The organism is Bacillus sp. CD3-5 (assembly GCF_006349665.1).
Lineage (GTDB): Bacteria > Bacillota > Bacilli > Bacillales > Bacillaceae_G > Bacillus_A > Bacillus_A paranthracis.
Genome location: NZ_VEPX01000016.1, coordinates 15,869 through 34,580 on the forward strand (window position 1 = coordinate 15,869; position 18,712 = coordinate 34,580).

Below are 18,712 nucleotides of genomic sequence, written 5' to 3' on the forward strand. Positions count from 1 at the left end.
TTTACAATTCCTATACATATTTTTACAGATTTTGTCGAAAAGTAATTAGTTATACGTTGTATAGGATGCGTGAATATTGTTCAAAATGATTGCTGAGGTGATGATGGAATGCGAGGAAGAAATAATAAAAAGTCGCAAAAGGTAGTACATTTATTTCAAAAAAGATGGGTATTTCCGGCACTATACATTGCTTGTGCAGCGGTAATTTTAATGGTTGCGCTATGGTTCCAAGGAGCTAATCCGAAGAAGACTCCGAACCAAGATCAAGCAACGCCGTATACACAAACGGAAGATCCAGCAGTACCAGTAACGAAGTCTTCAGAAGTAGTGAAAATGCCAGCTCCTGCTAATGCGGAAGTAGTTGTACAGAAGAAGTTCTATGAAGATGCAGCAACTGAGGCGGAACAAGAAAAAGCACTTGTCTTTTATAACAACACATATTCCCCGAACAAAGGAATTGACATTGCTGCGAAGAATGGAAAAGAATTCAATGTTACAGCTGCTTTAAGTGGTACAGTAACGAAAGCGGAAAAAGATTCGCTTCTTGGTTATGTTGTAACAGTTGATAGCGGAAATGGTGTAGCAGCTTCTTATCAAAGCTTAGGCAGTGTAAAAGTAGAAAAAGGTGCACGAGTTGTACAAGGTGAAGTATTAGGAAAATCCGGTCTAAGTGCAATGAATAAAGAAGCAGGTTCTCACGTTCACTTTGAAGTACGTAAAGACAATGTGGCTGTGAACCCTGAGCGCTACTTAAATAAGTCAATAGCAGAAATTAAAGCTGATGCAGGTGCTGCAAAGGCAACGAACGCTTCTGGTAAAAAAGCTGATGACAAATCTCAAAAAGAAGAAAAGTCAACGAGCACGAAACCAGAAAGTAAAACAGAAGACAAGTCTCAAAAAGATGAGAAATCAACTAGCGGTTCAACTAGTGACAAAAAAGAAGAACCGAAGAAAGAAGAAAAATCAACAAATGGTTCTACAGAATCATCTAATAGTTCTTCTTCACAAGAATAAGAAAGTGAAAAAATCAGTTCTCACTAGGAGAGCTGATTTTTTTATTTTCATATAAAAATACTCAATTTCGAGAAAAAAGTTGCAATAACAAGGAAAAATGACGAGATTCTCGAATATATATTACAAAAAGGAGGGGATACTGTGTCATTTTTGTTTGTTCTGTCGACTGCTATTATTTTATTGTTTGTTTTATTCACTTTATATTATTACATTGCCAGTAAGAAAGAGGTTCCCCACCATCAATTGTTAGAAGAAGAGTTTGAACGAGAAGAATGACACCTTATATAAGGTGTCATTTTTTTGTCAAAATAGTCACTGTTAACGTATTTCTCACAAAAAAACGTAATTTTTCTTAACTTAGTCCGCAAAAATAGTGAACATGTAGCATATATCAGTAGTGCGGGCAATACAATGGTATAAACCAAAGCAAAGAGAGTGTTTGAGGTGAGAAATCGTGAATCATTTCATTATAAATCCAAGAATGTTTAACGCTTACAAACAGCACTCACACTTACTTCTAAGTCGTATGCAGCGAAGCTCATTTCACACTTCTCACATCCAATTTAGGGAGGCGAGTGGTGTGCACGATTACATCAAAGAGAGAACTATCAAGATTGGTAAGTATATCGTGGAGACAAGAAAGACAGTGCGTGTCATTGCAAAGGAATTTGGGGTATCAAAGAGTACAGTCCATAAAGATTTAACAGAACGTCTACCAGAAATTAATCCAGAGCTCGCAAATGAAGTGAAAGAAATTCTTGATTATCATAAGTCTATTCGTCATTTAAGAGGCGGAGAAGCAACAAAGCAGAAGTATAGAAAAGAAGATGTAGAAAAGCCGGTACGTCAATAAAGGTACAATCGTGAACATTCCGTTTCAATTCGGTAATATTTTTCAGAAGAATTCTTTTTGCGAATATTACGTTTCTGTTAAATTTATGATAAAATCAGAAATTAGGTGTAAAAGAATTCGGGTGTAACCTGATTTTGAATATCGAGGAGGAAAAAACGGGAATGTTTGCGCGAGATATCGGAATTGACCTAGGTACGGCTAACGTATTAATCCATGTTAAAGGTAAAGGTATTGTATTAAATGAGCCATCTGTTGTTGCTATTGATCGTAACACAGGTAAAGTATTAGCAGTAGGTGAAGAAGCAAGAAGTATGGTGGGACGTACGCCTGGTAATATTGTAGCCATTCGTCCACTAAAAGATGGTGTAATCGCAGATTTCGAAATTACAGAAGCAATGTTAAAGTATTTCATTAACAAATTGGACGTAAAGAGCTTCTTTTCAAAACCTCGCATTTTAATTTGTTGTCCAACAAATATCACATCAGTAGAACAAAAAGCAATTCGTGAGGCTGCTGAACGTTCAGGTGGTAAAACAGTATTCTTAGAAGAAGAACCAAAAGTAGCCGCAGTTGGTGCTGGTATGGAAATCTTCCAACCAAGCGGTAACATGGTTGTTGATATTGGTGGAGGTACAACGGATATCGCTGTACTATCTATGGGTGATATTGTTACCTCTTCCTCTATCAAAATGGCTGGCGATAAGTTTGATATGGAGATCTTAAACTACATTAAACGTAAGTATAAGCTATTAATCGGAGAACGTACTTCAGAAGATATTAAAATTAAAGTTGGTACAGTATTCCCAGGTGCACGTAGCGAAGAGCTTGAAATTCGCGGACGTGACATGGTAACAGGCTTACCACGTACAATTACAGTATGCTCTGAAGAAATTACAGAAGCATTAAAAGAAAATGCAGCAGTTATTGTACAAGCTGCAAAAGGCGTACTAGAGCGCACACCACCAGAATTATCAGCGGACATCATCGACCGCGGTGTGATTCTAACAGGCGGTGGAGCTTTACTACACGGCATTGACATGCTTCTAGCAGAAGAACTAAAAGTACCAGTATTAATTGCTGAAAACCCAATGCACTGCGTTGCGGTTGGTACAGGTATTATGTTAGAGAATATCGATAGATTACCAAAGCGTGCTTTACGATAAAATGAGAGGAACTAAGGTGTAAACCTTAGTTCTTTTTTTGTATTTTTATTTTTTTATTTCGATTTTTTGAGAAAATAGAAGAAAAATAAAGAAAAACGAAGAATATAGGTAAAATATTCATATATATGGTTAAATTTAATATTTCCGTATTTGAAAACGTTTATAATATAATGAGTCGAATACGACATTAAGGCAAATCATGTTCAAATACATATTGCCTTTCCCTAATCTGGGCATACACTCTTTTCTACCTCCGTGTCAGTTGCAAGTATATGCAGCTATTTTAAGAGAATAGAGTGTATGCATTTTTTTATAGTAGGTGTTAAAGTTTCACTTTATAATGACAAACAATAAACAAAATGGGATAATAAACAATATGTCCAAGTGGTAAGACCAATATTACAAAAGGAGCGATTGTTATATGCTAAATATAGAACAAATTAAAGAAATCATTCCTCACCGTTATCCATTTTTACTTGTTGATAAAATATTAGAAGTAGATGAAGGAAAAAGAGCGGTTGGAATTAAAAATGTATCCGCAAATGAAGAATTCTTTAACGGGCACTTCCCTGACTACGCAGTTATGCCTGGTGTACTTATTGTAGAAGCATTGGCACAAGTTGGAGCAGTTGCTGTATTAAAGAAAGAAGAAAACCGCGGAAGACTTGCTTTCTTCGCAGGTATCGACAACTGTCGTTTCAAAAAACAAGTACGTCCAGGTGATCAACTTCGTCTAGAAGTAGAAATGACGCGTGTACGTGGTCCAATCGGAAAAGGAAAAGCAATCGCAACAGTAGATGGTGAAGTTGCATGTGAAGCTGAAATTACATTTGCGATTGGTGATAAAAAAGAATAGATGTGAATTAAAAAAATTCTTCTGCAACATGCAGGAGAATTTTTTTAATTCACATATTTTTTATCCGAAATATTAAAATGCAGATTAATCAGAATTCTTGTTGTAAATGAATGGAAATTCGTATATAATGACGCTATAAATATCTTGAAATTAAGATAAATGATAGCGCGATAAAAATAGAGACGCGGTTGTCACATTATAAAGGTTATGAGATAGGACAAAGCTTATTATGATTGGTTATGATGAGTTGTAGAGGAAAGTGATGGGTAAAATTAACAGTATCAGTAAATGAAAAATGGGCGTAGCATATCGAACATAGAGAGATAAAGGGGAAAGTGTCGCATTTTGAAAAGAGGAGATCATACCATGTTCGGGAGAAAAAAAAGAAAACCATTACGACAATTAATTACACATAAAGAGCCTAAGTCACGTATTGCGGAACAATACCGTAACATCCGTACAAATATTGAATTTACATCTGTAGATAATCATGTTCGTTCTATTATTGTTACTTCGGCAGATCCAGGCGAGGGGAAAACAACGACAATTGCGAACTTAGCAGTTGTTTTCGGACAACAAGGAAAGAAAGTCTTATTAATCGGAGCTGACTTGCGTAAGCCAACAATTCAAAACTTATTTGCTGTTCATAGCCCTAATGGCTTAACGAACCTATTATCAGGACAAGCGAAATTCATGCAATGCATTCAAAAAACAGATATAGAGAATGTATACTTAATGGCTTCAGGTCCAATCCCGCCAAATCCAGCTGAACTATTAGGTAGCCGGGCAATGGACGAGCTATTACTAGAAGCGTATAACATGTTTGATATTATTTTAATCGACACACCACCAGTCCTTGCGGTTACCGATGCACAACTCTTAGCGAACAAATGCGATGGAATCGTACTGGTCGTACGTAGTGAAAAAACAGAAAAAGATAAAATCGTAAAAGCGAAGCAAATATTAGACAAAGCGTCTGGTAAATTACTAGGTGTTGTTTTAAATGATAAGAGAGAAGAGCAGGGGCAATATGGATATTATTAGAAAATAATGTATAATATAATGATTTTCAAGGCCAATAAGTATTTTTATTGGCTTTTTTGAATTGTTTTAAAATTATTTATTGTATTATACAAAAAACATGTTATAATGGAAAATTTGGGAATTCGATGGAATGTGTTGTCATATTTAAGATTATTTTGTAAGATTATATGTGCTTGATGTGAATAAATGTCGAACGAAATCAATCAAAATAAAAAATGTAAGATTTATATGTTATAATTTTTCTTATGTGCAAATTTTAGAAAGTTGGAGGAACTTATGGAAGAAACAATTAGTTTGAAAGAGTTATTTCATATTTTAAAAAAACGTTTAGCAATGATCCTCGTAATCGCCTTTGGTGCCGCTATAGTAAGTGCTATCATTAGCTTCTTCTTCATGACACCAATCTATCAATCTTCGACGCAAATTCTTGTTAACCAGAAGAAACAAGAGGGATCGATGTTTCAAGCTGGTGAAGTTCAAACGAATATTCAATTAACGAATACATATAAGGTTATTATTAAAAGTCCAGTAATCTTAGAACAAGTAAATGAAAAATTAAATTTAAATATGACAGCGCAAGCTTTAACGAAGAAGATTAATGTTGCGAATGAAAAAGATTCACAAGTTATTTCTGTTACAGCTGATGATAAAGATCCAAAAGTAGCTCGTGATATTGCAAATGCAACTGCGGATGTATTTAAAGGTGAAGTTGCAAAAATTATGAACGTGGATAACGTAACAGTACTATCTAAAGCAGAAGTTGCAGAAAATCAATCTCCAATTAAACCACGTCCAATGTTAAATGTGGCAATTGCCTTCGTTGTTGGCTTAATGGCCGCAGTTGGTCTTGCATTCTTACTAGAATACTTAGATAACACAGTAAAAAAAGAAGAAGATGTAGAGAACTTACTTGGTTTACCAGTGTTAGGTATTGTAGCTCGTATGGATGAAGAAACAATGAACGTGAAATCACACGCTCCATCATCAAGAAAAGTGAGGGGACAAACAATTGGCTCTTAATTTATTTAAAAAGAAAAAAAATCATCGTCAACGTCGTCAATTAATTGCTCATCAACAGCCGAAATCACCAATTTCAGAACAATATCGTAATATTCGAACGAATGTCGAATTTGCAGCTGTTGATACGAATTTACATTCATTAATGGTAACATCTGCGAACCCAAGTGAAGGGAAGACGACAACGACAGCAAATATGGCCGTTGTATTTGCCCAACAAGGAAAGAAAGTATTATTAATTGATGCAGATATGCGTAAACCAGCGATGCACCAAATGTTTCAAGTCGATAATATTTTTGGATTGACGAACGTATTAACACATAGTGAACGTTTGGAGAAATGTGTACAACCGACAGCTGTAGATAATTTACACTTTTTAGCGTGTGGGCCAATTCCGCCAAATCCAGCAGAATTATTAGGCTCAAAATCGATGCAAGAACTACTTGCACAAGCGTATAGTATGTACGACTTAGTTATTTTTGATCTACCACCAATTTTAGCTGTAACTGACGCACAAATTATGGCGAATGTATGTGATGCGTCTATTCTTGTCGTTCGTAGTGAATCGACAGAAAAAGAAACAGCAGTAAAAGCAAAAGGTTTATTGGAGTCTGCAAAAGGTAAATTGTTAGGTGTTGTTCTAAACGACCGTGAACGTGAAGAAGGCTTATATTATTATTACGGTGCAAACTAGTGAAAAGAGTGAGATATGGTTGAAACATATCTCCTTTTTTCCCTTGAATATGAGCGATATCTCATATTCAAGGGAAAAAAGATCTTTATAGGAGAGAGGGAGGATGAAATAAATGATAGATTTACATTGTCACATTTTACCTGGTATCGACGATGGTGCGCAGACAGTAACAGATAGTTTAGCGATGGCACAACAAGCCGTGTCAGAAGGAATACATACAATTGTTGCAACACCACACCATCAAAATGGAAAATATATAAATGAACGTACCTCAATTATTCATGGAGTAAAACAACTAAATGATGAACTACAACAACATAATATTCCACTTACTATTTTACCTGGGCAAGAGGTCAGGTTATATGGCGACTTATTAGAAGACTATGAAGCTGGTAAAATCGTTACTTTAAATGAAACAAATAAATACATATTCATTGAATTTCCATCAAATCACGTACCTCGTTATGCCGAACAATTATTATACGAATTACGTGTAAAGGGGATGATTCCAATTATTGTTCATCCGGAACGTAATGCCGAGTTAATCGAGCGGCCAGATAAGTTATATAACCTTGTCAATAAAGGGGCATTAACACAAGTAACGGCAGGTAGTTTATTAGGGAAATTCGGGAAAAAAATTAAAAAGTTTTCACTTCAACTTGTAGAACATAATTTAACACATATGGTCGCTTCAGATGCACATAACACAACATCAAGAGGATTTCATTTAGCGGAAAGCTATGAATTAATTGAGAAAGAATTTGGAACGAGTGTTATGAGTGATTTGAAAGAAAATCCGTACTTATTAATTAGCGGGAAGGCAATTTACAAAGAAGATCCAGAACAAATTCGTCGTAAAAAATTGTTCGGTATTTTTTAAATAAAGAATTGGTGATGCCTCCTAACCGTTATCAACGGAGGCACTCGGTCGTGCTGTGGGTAGAAATTTTTATTTCGAACCTACCTTAGACGCTTGTCGTCGGGAGTATGACGTGAGGATGGGTTGGATGCCCATAATTTATTTATGATAGAAACTCTACCTATGGAGTTGTAAAGACGACCCTATAAGTAGGGTTTTTGTTATTGTTACATATAGATATAGTAATGTGATTGGGGGTACTGAACTTGAAAAGAGTAAGAAAAGCAATTATTCCAGCTGCGGGACTGGGGACAAGGTTTTTACCGGCAACAAAGGCAATGCCTAAAGAAATGTTACCAATTGTTGATAAACCAACAATTCAATACATAGTAGAAGAAGCGATAGAATCAGGAATTGAAGATATTATTATTGTTACTGGAAAAGGTAAACGTGCTATTGAAGATCATTTTGATCATTCCTTTGAATTAGAGCAAACTTTACTTGAAAAAGGAAAGCATGAGATGCTAGAAAAAGTACAAGCTTCTTCAAAAATTAATATTCATTACATAAGACAGAAAGAACCAAAAGGTCTAGGGCATGCAGTATGGTGTGCACGTAAATTTATTGGAAATGAACCCTTTGCAGTATTGCTTGGTGATGATATTGTGCAAGCAGAAACACCATGTTTACGTCAATTAATGGATCAATATGAAGATACACAGTCGTCAGTTATTGGTGTACAAACAGTGCCTGAAAACGAAACACATCGTTACGGTATTATCGATCCGATTGAACAAAACGATCGCCGTTATCAAGTACGTCAATTTGTGGAGAAGCCAGCTCAAGGAACTGCACCATCAAATTTAGCAATTATGGGACGTTACGTATTAACGCCAGAAATCTTTATGTTCCTTGAAAATCAACAAACAGGTGCAGGTGGGGAAATTCAATTGACAGATGCGATTCAACGATTAAATGAAGTTCAACGTGTATTTGCTTATGATTTTGAAGGCACGCGTTATGATGTTGGAGAAAAGTTTGGATTTATTAAGACGACGATTGAGATGGCGCTACAAAATGAGGAATTAAATGTAGAGTTAATGAAGTATATGAAAGAACTTGTAAAAAAAGAAGAGGTACATTCATAAGAGAATGGCCTTTTTATTATCAATAAGATAGGAATTATATAAAGAAGGGAACATGTATATTGAGTTATCGAAAACGGCTCTCATTATTAATTTTATTAGATTCATTTATTGTATTAACTGCCGTGTATTTAAGTTATTGGTTCATACATCCAAATATATTAAGCAAAATTCCTACGACAGTAATTATTAGTTCTATTACATTATTGTGTAGTCATCATATTTTTGCTGCCATTTATAAGCTATACAATAAGGCATGGGAATATGCAAGTATTGGGGAATTAAAACAAATATTTAAAGCAATTACACTTTCCATTATTGTAACAGCAATTGTGCAACAAATTATAAATCACGATATTTATGTTCGAATTTTAGCAATCGCATGGATGTTACATTTACTATTAATTGGTGGTTCTCGCTTTGTATGGCGTATGTTCCGTGATACGTATATTACAAAAGCTGCTGATAAAAAACGAACACTAATTATTGGTGCAGGTTCAGCAGGGACAATGGTAGTACGTCAATTACAACATAATAAAGAAGCAGACTTATATCCAATTGCGTTTGTTGATGATGATAGAAATAAACAAAAATTAGAAATTTATAATGTACCAGTTGTCGGTACAACAAATCATATTCAAGAAATTGTGGAAGATAACGACATTGAACATATTATTATCGCAATTCCTTCTTTAAATAGAAATCAAATAAATGAGATTTTTGAGAAGTGTAGAAAAACGAAGGCGAAAACGCAAATTGTACCAATGCTTGAAGATCTTTTAGATGGCAAAGTTTCTGTTAATGAATTCCGAGATGTACAAGTGGAAGATTTATTAGGAAGAGAGCCAATCCAATTAGATGATGCAGGAATTGGAGAGAAAATTGCTGGTAAAACAATTTTAGTAACTGGTGCTGGTGGATCAATTGGATCAGAAATTTGCCGTCAAGTGATGAAGTATAAACCAGCGAAAATTGTACTTTTAGGACATGGAGAAAACAGCATTTATAATATCGAAATGGAAATGAGAGTTACCTATAAAGATACAGTTGAAATTACGACAGAAATTGCTGATATTCAAGATAGACATAAAATCTTTGAAATCATGAAAAAGCATCAGCCATATATCGTATATCATGCAGCGGCACATAAACATGTACCTTTAATGGAACGTAATCCTGAAGAGGCTGTAAAAAACAATATTTTTGGCACAAAAAATGTAGCAGAAGCTGCAGATACGTTTAAAGTAAATACGTTTGTTATGGTTTCTACAGATAAAGCTGTAAATCCAACCAATGTAATGGGAGCTACAAAACGATTTGCAGAAATGCTTGTTCAACATATGGCGTCTGTAAGTACAGGTACGCGATTTGTAGCTGTTAGGTTTGGTAACGTCCTTGGAAGTAGGGGGAGTGTAATCCCGCTATTTAAGAAGCAAATTCAAAAAGGTGGACCTGTAACAGTCACTCATCCTGAGATGATTCGTTACTTTATGACAATACCAGAAGCTTCTAGGTTAGTAATTCAAGCTGGTACATTAGCTAGAGGTGGAGAATTATTTGTTCTTGATATGGGAGACCCAGTAAAGATTGTGGATTTAGCTAAAAACTTAATTACCCTTTCGGGGTATTCTATTGAGGAAATTGGAATTGAATTTACTGGATTAAGACCAGGTGAAAAAATGTATGAAGAGTTATTAAATGATGGTGAGATTCATCCAGAGCAAATATTCCCTAAAATTCATATAGGAAAGGCTGTTTTAATGGATCAAGCAATTCTAAGACAGTTTATGAATGATTTTGAAGAAATCAGTAAAGAAGAAATAAGAGAACGATTGCTAGATATTGCAAATAATAAAGTTAATTTGAAAAATTAATTTAAGGGAAGGAAGTTTTTTAAATGGGAGACAGAATATTTCTTTCATCACCACATATGAGTGATGAAGGTTATGAAATGCATTATGTTAAGGAAGCTTTCGATACAAATTGGATTGCGCCACTTGGGGAAAATGTAAACGGATTTGAAAGAGAACTAGCCGAGAAAGTTGGTTCTAAAGAAGCTGCAGCACTGTCTTCTGGGACAGCTGCAATTCATTTGGCTTTAAAAGCAGCAGGAGTAGGGGAGGGAGATATTGTTTTCTGCCAAACACTTACATTTTCAGCTACTGCCAACCCCATCATTTATCAAAATGCTACTCCTGTTTTCATAGATAGTAACTATGAAACTTGGAATATGTGTCCTAAAGCTTTAGAAGAAGCTTTTAAAAAGTATCCGAACGTAAAGGCAGTTATAGTAGTCCATTTATATGGTCTTTCTGCAGATATGGATAAGATTGTTGAACTTTGTAAAAAATACGATGTTACTTTAATTGAAGATGCTGCGGAATCTTTGGGAACTTATTATAAAGGCAAACATACAGGTAGTTTTGGAGCTTATGGTATTTTTTCTTTTAATGGTAATAAAATCATTACTACTTCTGGTGGCGGTATGCTTGTTTCTAATGATGAAGAAAGAGTTTCAAAGGTGAGATTTTGGGCTACTCAAAGTAGAGACCAAGCAAGACACTATCAACATAGTGAATTAGGTTTTAACTATCGCATGAGTAATGTAGTTGCTGGAATTGGTAGGGGGCAACTTAAAGTATTAGATCAAAGAGTTCAGAAGAAAAGATACATATTTGATTTTTATAAGAGAGAATTAGGAAATCTTGAAGGAATTGAATTTATGCCTAGTAATGAGTGGAATGAACCAAACTATTGGCTAAGTTCTATGACACTAAACGGTAAGATTCGTCCAATAGATGTGATGGAAGCCCTTGAAAAAGAAAATATTGAATCTAGACCAGTTTGGAAGCCAATGCATATGCAGCCGTTCTTTGAGAAATATGATTTTGTTGGTACAGATGTATCAGAAAGACTTTTCGAGAATGGTGTTTGTTTACCAAGTGATACAAAAATGACGGATAAAGATTTGGCTAGAGTAGTAGAGATTATTAAAGGATTGTGGTTGAAATAATGAAGAATTCTAAAGAAAATATTTATGGGAGATTTATAAAGAGACCAATGGATTTCATTCTTTCCTTGATTGCTATTCTTGTTCTCAGTCCAGTTTATTTAATAGTTGCTTTGCTTGTGAGAATAAATCTTGGGAGTCCAGTGATTTTTAAACAGGAAAGACCTGGTCTTAATGAAGAAATTTTTATGATGTATAAATTTAGGACGATGACAGATCAAAGAGATGAAAATGGGGAGTTACTACCCAATGAGATGAGATACACTAGATTTGGAAAGCTGTTGAGAAGTACAAGCTTAGATGAATTACCAGAGTTATTTAATATTATTAAGGGTGATATGTCAATTATAGGCCCTCGGCCTCTATTGGTTGAATATTTACCTCTCTATAACTCTCATCAAAAGCGTAGACATGAAGTTAGGCCAGGTTTGTCCGGCCTAGCACAGGCAACCGGAAGGAACTCTTTATCTTGGGAAGATAAATTTGACCTCGATGTCAAATATGTAGAAAGTGTTAGTTTTAGCAATGACATTAAAATTATTTTGTTAACTATTAAGAAAGTTTTCGTACGTGAAGGAATTAATTTCAATAGTAATATTAAAGACATAAAATTTAAAGGTTCAAAAAAAATTAGCATAAATAAAAATGAGGTTGGAAAATGAAAGATATAGTAGTTATTGGAAGTGGCGGTTTTAGTAAACAAGTAATTGAAATTATTGAACAGTTAAATTTAATAAATCCAGAGTATAAGCTATTAGGGATTGTAGATGATAATAAAAGCTTAGTTGGTACCGAAGTTTTAGGATATGAAGTAATTGGAGATACGGATTATATTAAGCAGTTGTCAAAACAACAAAAAATACATGGTGTTATAGCAATTGCTGATGGAGAAATAAGAGAGCATATTTCAAGAAAGTTAAATGATGTTCAATGGGTAAATTTAATCCATCCAAGTGCAATAGTTAGTAATTATACAAAACTTGGAGAAGGAAATATTATATGTGCAGGTGTTGTTATTAATCCTGAATGCAAGATGGGGAATCATTCGCATATTAATATAGGATCGACTTTAGGTCATGATGTGTTGATGTTAAATTATGTAACAGTTATGCCTGGAAGTAAGATATCAGGAAATGTTAATTTAAAGTCAAAATCCATGGTTGGAACAGGTGCTACGATAATACAAGGCTTAACCATTGAGGAAAATGTAGTATTAGGTGCGGGGACTGTAGTGACGAAAAATACTAAACCAAATTATTTATATGTTGGGGTTCCTGCAAAGGAGAAGAAAACCTTAGTAAATTCCTAAATGCTAGAGCTTAGTTATCTAATGAAATAATGGTATAGGTATTGATGGGAAATTTTAATTTTTTCGATGCATATATATAGATTGGGTGAAAAAATGAAAGACATCTTAATAATAGCTCACTTTGCACAAGTTCCTGGTGAAAAGGGGAATGGTCGATTTAACTATATAGCCAATATGCTTGTACAAAGAGGCTATGATGTGGAAATGGTTACGACAAGATTCTCACATAGGAATAAGAGTAATAGAATAGTTAAAGAAAAAGAATTGGAACAATTAGGATTTAAGTTAACAATGTTAGATGAAGGTGGCTATCAAAAAAATGTTTCGTTAAAACGATTTTATAGTCATCATACATTTGGAAAAAATTTGAGGGATTATCTTAAATCAAGGAGAACACCGGATATAATATATTGTGCAGTTCCTTCTTTAGATGCAGGATATATTGCAGCAAGATATGCTAAAGAAAAGAATGTAAAATTTGTTATTGATATTCAAGATGTATGGCCAGAAGCTTTTAAAATGGTATTCAATATCCCTGTAATTAGCGATCTTATTTTTTATCCCATGAGAAGAAAAGCTGATTATATATACAATATGGCGGATGAAGTAATAGCGGTGTCAGAGACGTACAAAAATAGGGCCTTGAGTTCTAATAGCAGAATTAATAAAGGATTGAGTGTATTTTTAGGGACTGAATTGGATACCTTTGATAAACTGGCTGAACAAGATAAATTTGACAAACCAAGTAACGAAATTTGGCTTGCATACATTGGAACCTTAGGGCATAGTTACGATTTAAATTGTGTAATTGATGCGATATATTTGTTGGAGAAAAAAGGTATTAAGAATATAAAGTTTATTGTAATGGGAGACGGGCCCTTAAAATCAAAATTTATAAATTATGCTAATAGTAAAGGAATAAATAGTGCGTTTACTGGAAGGTTAGAGTATTCAGAAATGGTTAAAATTTTAACTGCATGTGATATTGCTGTTAACCCTATATCCAAAGGTACAGCGGCAAGTATTATTAATAAAGTTGGCGATTATGCAGCAGCGAGTTTGCCAGTATTGAATACACAGGAATGTAGAGAATACATGGATTTAATAACAAATTATAATGCCGGATTAAATTGCGAAAATGGTAATCCACATGATCTGGCCGAGAAAATATTATCTCTATATTATGATGATAACCTAAGAGTTACATTAGGAAGCAATAATAGAAGAATGGCTGATGATAAATTTGATCGGAAAAAAACATATACTAATATCATCACTACGATGTTGGGGGAATAAAGATGACTGTTAAGGTTTTAATTTCTACTATGAGGGAGGATAATCCTAAGGAGCTTATTAAAAAGATGAATATATCTACAGATGCCGTTTTAGTAAATCAGTGTGGATTTGTCGAAAAAAGTTTATTTACAATAGATGATAATCAGATAAATTATATTTGTTCAGATGAAATAGGACTTAGCCGTAGTAGAAATATGGCACTACAAAACGCTAGTTTCAATGATATTGGTATAATTGCTGATGATGATTTAAGATATGTGGACAATTATGCTAATTTAATTGAAACAGCATTTAATGATAACCCTGAGTACGATATAATTGCATTTCAAGTAGAGGGGATAAATAAACATTTTAAAAATTATAGTGATAAAAGTAAAAAAATGAATTATATTACATCGTTAAAGGTATCGTCTGTAGAAATTGCATTTAGAGTTAATAAAATAAAGCAATCAGGGATAGAATTTAATGAATTATTTGGTTCAGGTGCAAATTACAGAATGGGAGAGGAAAATATATTCTTATATGAATGTTTACGTAAAGGCTTAAAAATTAAATATCTTCCTATTAAAATAGCAGATCTATATATTGGTGATTCGTCTTGGTTTAGTGGATTCAATCAGAAATACTTTTTTGATAGAGGCGCTGTGTTTACTGCAATGTCAAGAAGATGGAGTACATTCTTGATACTACAATTTGCTATTAGGCGCTATAGAAGATATAAAAGTGAAATGTCATTATTAACTTCTATTAAAATAATGCTAAAGGGTCGTTCAAATTATAGAAGTGAACGTTTAGGAGAGAAGTAATTTGAAATTATTATTTGTTGGTGATTTTGAGGGCAACAATGGGCCTGCCAGTGTTAATAGAGCGCTGAGAAAACATATGCCAGCGCATACATTATTTTCTGAAGAAAAAACGAAGTATAAAAGAATATATGAGCTTATCATTAAGATTAGAAAAGTGGATGTTGTAATTTTCTCTGGATTGTCTCAAATCAATATCATTGGTTTTCGGCTAGCTAAAGTATTTGGAAAAAAAGCAGCCTATTTAATGCATGGGTGTATAGATATAGAAAATAAAATAAATCAGAAATTCAATTCAAATAGTAATATTCTAGAGAATAAAGTCTTGGAAGAGGCTCCAATGATAATATGCGTTTCAGAATATTTTATGAATGAAGTAAAACAGAAATACCCATTGTATAAAAGTAAATTCTATTATGTGAATAATGGACTAGAATGGAGTTCTTTTTGTTCTCCAAGCACTCCAATAAATACAAGAGATAATAATACTATTATATCGGTAGGCGGAGGGATACCTCAAAAGAATGTTATTTCCATTTGTAAGGCAGTATATAAACTTAACTTGGAGAAAAATGCGAATTTGAAACTCGTGGTTGTTGGAAAAAATGGAAATGATACAAATCAAATTAAATCCTATCCCTTTGTAGAGTATATTGGAGAAGTAGAGAGTGAAAGAATGCCTTTTTATTACCAAAAGTCAAAGGTTTGTGTCCAAAATAGTATATTTGAAACATTTGGTTTAGCTCCAATTGAAGCTTTAATGAATGGTTGTGACCTTCTTCTTTCTAATAATGTGGGAGTTAAATCAATTTTTTCAGATTATAAGAAGGATGATATTATATATGATGTATACGATATAAATGAATTGTCAAAAAAAATAGAAGCTAAAATCATTGAAGGTAATAATAAAAGACTAATAAATAAAATTGACAAAACTGAAACATCCGTAGAAAACGCAGTGAAAAAAATAATTAAATTATTAGAAAGCCAAATAAATAAGTAAACCATATGTTTAAGTATAGCATATCTATTTTCTTGTTTATAAGTATGGGAATAGGCTGTTTGATATTTTAGTACCCTAAAAGATAAAGCCGTAAATAATACTAATAAGTATTATTGCGTTCTTTGGATAAATTGCTTGGGACATTGTGTTTTTACTCTTATAGGTTCTTTTTTACTAGGATATTTAAATAAGAGAAAGAAATTCATATGTTTTTTTATATAATGTAGATTTATATTAAGTGTCTCTAACTAGTGAAAAAAATAATGAAGGAGTGTTTTTGAAATAAATACGCATAAAATAATACACACTATTAATATTGTGTATATGACTGTATCTTTTATGATTTTTATACTAACCTGGTCTAATTACGTTTTTTTTGGTTTCTTTAGTAACTTGACCAGTCTTGCTTTAATATCTTTAAATTTATTTATGCTCTTCTTTTATTTACCAATAATTATGTCGAAAAATAAAAAAGACATGCTCTTTCTTTTAATATCTATAATTTTTATTATGATGAATGCTATACTCTCAGATTCGAACGTGGGAGGAATAATTGTAATATCTAACATTCTACTGATGATGGTACTATTCAAGTATATATTAATTTCAGAAAAATATATTATCCTAATATCATTTGTTATGTTTATGTTTTTTCTATTTTTTAATTATTCACAGCACATAGGTTATAATCCAAATTCTATTGGATATATTGTATTTTTGACTTTTGTATATTCCAACTTTTATTTAATTAAGTATAAGGTGTCAAAATTAATTCTTCCTTTAATTTCTATTGCCGCTCTATATGCAATTAGTTTAACGGATAATAGAGGTTCTTTAATAGCTTTAATTATGTTCTTATTACTTAGTTATTTCGTCCCAGCTAAGATATGGGGCAATAAATATGTTTTTTCAATTCTGACTATATTACTAACAGTAGGATCTATAGCTTTTGTATTTACTTACGTATTTATGTGGAAAAACAATATAATATTAGAAATGTCGTGGTCTGATAAGTCTTTTTATACAGGAAGAGAATTCATATGGAGTGAGTTAGTAGAAGGATTTAAGAATCATCCCATAATTGGATTAGGGACTAATTATCATATTATGTCAAATTCGAATTTGAATATTCATAATTCGATGTTTAATGTTTTGGTTGTTTACGGTGTACCAGTATTTTTATTTACTACTATGTTAATTTTAAATAGATTAAAAAGCCTATCAAACTACATTTTGATAAATAAAAATGTGAGAATCGCAGTTTCAGGGTTTTTAAGTGTTTTACTAGTTGGTTTTTTCGAAACTAATTTACTGTGGTCTACAAATAATTTCCCAGCTCTTTTTTTATTAGTAATTGCTTTTTCAAGCTGTAAATTAGAAGAGGCGTAAAAAACGTTAACTTACGTTATGTGTACAATTTGATAATCTATATGTGGTCTGGATTTGAACATTAAATTTATTTATGTCATATGGAATGCTATTTGTTCTGAGATTATAGCATTCTATAAAAATGAACCTTATATGATTTTTGAGATGTTTTTATATCAGGATAAAATTCAGGATAATCAAATGGCAAATACTATTATTTATCAAGTGAAATGTAAGAAATATAGATTAAATTATGTTATTTATGAAATGCTTAATTTATGATAAATTAAGCATTTTTATATATGATTTTTTAAAAGAGAGATGTATGGCAATAAAAAATAAACAGTATTCGCTTGTGTGTCGAGGATGATATATATAGTTTCTGTTTTTAAGCCAGGAAAAAGTTTGTTTAGTATTTAAATACTGTGAAAGTGTTTGATATTTTATAAAAGTGATAATCAAAGGTAAGGTGATAAAAATGTTTAAACGTATAAAGGCTTGGTTGCGAGTCATAGTAGATTTTTCTAGTTCTGTTATTTGTGTGAAAAACTCTACTTTACTTAATACAGATGAAACAGTTAATTATGTTAAGAATAGTAATAAATCTATTATAAGGTTTGGAGATGGGGAGTTTAATATACTAATGGGAAGAGGGATTTCTTATCAATCATTTAATCCAGAGCTCCAAAAAGATTTATTTGAGATTATAGATAATTATCCTTTAGGCTATAAGAATAACTATCTGCTATGTATGCCTACGCCATTTTTTAAGTGTAATGGTTTGAAATTATTGAAAAAAAGAGAATATGTTGCAAGTTGGGCGACTTCTAGGAGAGCGTTTAAAGAAAAATATGATAATGGTTCAACCTATGGTGATGCATTTGTTTTTGCCAATGGGAACAAGGAGTATTATAAATTATTATGGGAAGCTAAGAAAATTGTTATTTTTGTACATAATGATGAGAAGTATGCAAAAGCTTTTAATCGTGAGTATCAAAAGACAACAATATTTGTGAAAATTCCTCCAAAAGATGCGTATGAACAAAAGGAATTAATATTATCAAATATTTTGAAGGAAGGAAAGAACTATAAAAAAGAAGAGATATTAATTTTAATTTCGGCAGGTCCCTGTGGTAAAGTATTAGTGAAAAAATTGTCAGATCTAGACCTTATAGCTTATGACACAGGTCATTGCTGGGATGAACCACTAGACACCTTATAATATTAGGTGTTCTTATCTCTATTATGATTGTAAACAAATTTATACTGCAAGGAAGG

Annotated in this window: 19 protein-coding genes; all 19 read left to right on the top strand. The window is 32.8% G+C overall.

The genetic code is table 11. The annotated features are described in order from the left end of the window. Positions 1 to 108: 108 nt before the first annotated feature. The 19 genes from spoIIQ to FH036_RS23205 all read left to right on the top strand — a co-directional run bounded on the left by spoIIQ (position 109) and on the right by FH036_RS23205 (position 18,656). The gene (gene spoIIQ / locus FH036_RS23115; protein ID WP_139896263.1) at positions 109 to 1,014 is read left to right on the top strand and encodes a stage II sporulation protein SpoIIQ; all 906 of its coding nucleotides are present in this window, start codon (positions 109 to 111) and stop codon (positions 1,012 to 1,014) included. 141 nt (positions 1,015 to 1,155) lie between these two features. Then, positions 1,156 to 1,290 (top strand): hypothetical protein, encoded by a 135-nt coding sequence (locus FH036_RS23120; protein ID WP_000008905.1) that lies wholly within the window; start codon positions 1,156 to 1,158, stop codon positions 1,288 to 1,290. A 304-nt stretch (positions 1,291 to 1,594) separates the two neighbouring features. Then, positions 1,595 to 1,867, top strand: coding sequence for a sporulation transcriptional regulator SpoIIID (spoIIID, locus tag FH036_RS23125; protein WP_000544012.1), 273 nt, complete (start codon positions 1,595 to 1,597; stop codon positions 1,865 to 1,867). Between the two features lie 161 nt (positions 1,868 to 2,028). After that, the gene (gene mreB, locus FH036_RS23130) at positions 2,029 to 3,030 is read left to right on the top strand and encodes a rod shape-determining protein (RefSeq protein WP_000457987.1); all 1,002 of its coding nucleotides are present in this window, start codon (positions 2,029 to 2,031) and stop codon (positions 3,028 to 3,030) included. Between the two features lie 421 nt (positions 3,031 to 3,451). Beyond that, positions 3,452 to 3,886, top strand: coding sequence for a 3-hydroxyacyl-ACP dehydratase FabZ (fabZ, locus tag FH036_RS23135; RefSeq protein ID WP_000931959.1), 435 nt, complete (start codon positions 3,452 to 3,454; stop codon positions 3,884 to 3,886). A gap of 366 nt (positions 3,887 to 4,252) precedes the next feature. Beyond that, on the top strand, positions 4,253 to 4,930 hold the full coding sequence (locus FH036_RS23140; RefSeq protein ID WP_139896264.1) for a CpsD/CapB family tyrosine-protein kinase: 678 nt from the start codon (positions 4,253 to 4,255) through the stop codon (positions 4,928 to 4,930). Positions 4,931 to 5,206: 276 nt separating this feature from the next. After that, complete coding sequence (locus tag FH036_RS23145) at positions 5,207 to 5,950, top strand: YveK family protein (RefSeq protein WP_048552922.1); 744 nt, start codon at positions 5,207 to 5,209, stop codon at positions 5,948 to 5,950. After that, complete coding sequence (locus FH036_RS23150) at positions 5,940 to 6,641, top strand: CpsD/CapB family tyrosine-protein kinase (protein WP_139896265.1); 702 nt, start codon at positions 5,940 to 5,942, stop codon at positions 6,639 to 6,641. The genes FH036_RS23145 and FH036_RS23150 overlap by 11 nt, the downstream gene beginning before the upstream one ends. A 112-nt stretch (positions 6,642 to 6,753) precedes the next feature. Then, positions 6,754 to 7,521: a tyrosine-protein phosphatase gene (locus FH036_RS23155; protein ID WP_139896266.1), complete on the top strand. Its 768-nt coding sequence runs from the start codon at positions 6,754 to 6,756 to the stop codon at positions 7,519 to 7,521. 245 nt (positions 7,522 to 7,766) lie between these two features. After that, positions 7,767 to 8,648 carry a UTP--glucose-1-phosphate uridylyltransferase BpsC gene (bpsC, locus tag FH036_RS23160; RefSeq protein WP_139896267.1) on the top strand — a complete coding sequence of 294 codons (882 nt, stop codon included), beginning with the start codon at positions 7,767 to 7,769 and terminating at the stop codon, positions 8,646 to 8,648. A gap of 59 nt (positions 8,649 to 8,707) precedes the next feature. Beyond that, the gene (locus tag FH036_RS23165) at positions 8,708 to 10,519 is read left to right on the top strand and encodes a polysaccharide biosynthesis protein (protein ID WP_139896268.1); all 1,812 of its coding nucleotides are present in this window, start codon (positions 8,708 to 8,710) and stop codon (positions 10,517 to 10,519) included. Positions 10,520 to 10,542: 23 nt separating this feature from the next. Continuing rightward, positions 10,543 to 11,658 carry a DegT/DnrJ/EryC1/StrS family aminotransferase gene (locus tag FH036_RS23170; RefSeq protein ID WP_139896269.1) on the top strand — a complete coding sequence of 372 codons (1,116 nt, stop codon included), beginning with the start codon at positions 10,543 to 10,545 and terminating at the stop codon, positions 11,656 to 11,658. After that, positions 11,658 to 12,317 (top strand): sugar transferase, encoded by a 660-nt coding sequence (locus tag FH036_RS23175; protein WP_289814192.1) that lies wholly within the window; start codon positions 11,658 to 11,660, stop codon positions 12,315 to 12,317. Before FH036_RS23170 ends, FH036_RS23175 begins: the two co-directional genes overlap by 1 nt. Then, positions 12,314 to 12,964: an acetyltransferase gene (locus tag FH036_RS23180; RefSeq protein ID WP_139896270.1), complete on the top strand. Its 651-nt coding sequence runs from the start codon at positions 12,314 to 12,316 to the stop codon at positions 12,962 to 12,964. Before FH036_RS23175 ends, FH036_RS23180 begins: the two co-directional genes overlap by 4 nt. Positions 12,965 to 13,057: 93 nt before the next feature. Beyond that, positions 13,058 to 14,260 (top strand): glycosyltransferase family 4 protein, encoded by a 1,203-nt coding sequence (locus FH036_RS23185; protein WP_180358395.1) that lies wholly within the window; start codon positions 13,058 to 13,060, stop codon positions 14,258 to 14,260. A 2-nt stretch (positions 14,261 to 14,262) separates the two neighbouring features. Continuing rightward, a complete protein-coding gene (locus FH036_RS23190; protein ID WP_139896272.1) occupies positions 14,263 to 15,066 on the top strand; it encodes a glycosyltransferase family A protein in 804 nt (267 codons plus the stop codon). 1 nt (position 15,067) lies between these two features. Continuing rightward, entirely contained in the window at positions 15,068 to 16,066 is a 999-nt protein-coding gene (locus FH036_RS23195) for a glycosyltransferase family 4 protein (RefSeq protein ID WP_139896273.1), read from the top strand. Positions 16,067 to 16,825: 759 nt separating this feature from the next. Then, positions 16,826 to 17,455 carry an O-antigen ligase family protein gene (locus tag FH036_RS27245; RefSeq protein WP_180358396.1) on the top strand — a complete coding sequence of 210 codons (630 nt, stop codon included), beginning with the start codon at positions 16,826 to 16,828 and terminating at the stop codon, positions 17,453 to 17,455. A gap of 457 nt (positions 17,456 to 17,912) precedes the next feature. Then, the gene (locus FH036_RS23205) at positions 17,913 to 18,656 is read left to right on the top strand and encodes a GT-D fold domain-containing glycosyltransferase (protein WP_139896275.1); all 744 of its coding nucleotides are present in this window, start codon (positions 17,913 to 17,915) and stop codon (positions 18,654 to 18,656) included. Positions 18,657 to 18,712 lie beyond the last annotated feature (56 nt).

Excerpts from the sequence above, each read along its gene's own strand:
- FH036_RS23170 (WP_139896269.1), top strand. The coding sequence starts at position 10,543 with ATGGGAGACAGAATATTTCTTTCATCACCACATATGAGTGATGAAGGT.
- FH036_RS23190 (WP_139896272.1), top strand. The coding sequence starts at position 14,263 with ATGACTGTTAAGGTTTTAATTTCTACTATGAGGGAGGATAATCCTAAG.
- FH036_RS23175 (WP_289814192.1), top strand. The coding sequence starts at position 11,658 with ATGAAGAATTCTAAAGAAAATATTTATGGGAGATTTATAAAGAGACCA.
- FH036_RS23155 (WP_139896266.1), top strand. The coding sequence starts at position 6,754 with ATGATAGATTTACATTGTCACATTTTACCTGGTATCGACGATGGTGCG.
- FH036_RS23205 (WP_139896275.1), top strand. The coding sequence starts at position 17,913 with ATGTTTAAACGTATAAAGGCTTGGTTGCGAGTCATAGTAGATTTTTCT.
- FH036_RS23140 (WP_139896264.1), top strand. The coding sequence starts at position 4,253 with ATGTTCGGGAGAAAAAAAAGAAAACCATTACGACAATTAATTACACAT.
- spoIIQ (WP_139896263.1), top strand. The coding sequence starts at position 109 with ATGCGAGGAAGAAATAATAAAAAGTCGCAAAAGGTAGTACATTTATTT.
- fabZ (WP_000931959.1), top strand. The coding sequence starts at position 3,452 with ATGCTAAATATAGAACAAATTAAAGAAATCATTCCTCACCGTTATCCA.
- FH036_RS23145 (WP_048552922.1), top strand. The coding sequence starts at position 5,207 with ATGGAAGAAACAATTAGTTTGAAAGAGTTATTTCATATTTTAAAAAAA.
- FH036_RS23185 (WP_180358395.1), top strand. The coding sequence starts at position 13,058 with ATGAAAGACATCTTAATAATAGCTCACTTTGCACAAGTTCCTGGTGAA.
- FH036_RS23180 (WP_139896270.1), top strand. The coding sequence starts at position 12,314 with ATGAAAGATATAGTAGTTATTGGAAGTGGCGGTTTTAGTAAACAAGTA.
- mreB (WP_000457987.1), top strand. The coding sequence starts at position 2,029 with ATGTTTGCGCGAGATATCGGAATTGACCTAGGTACGGCTAACGTATTA.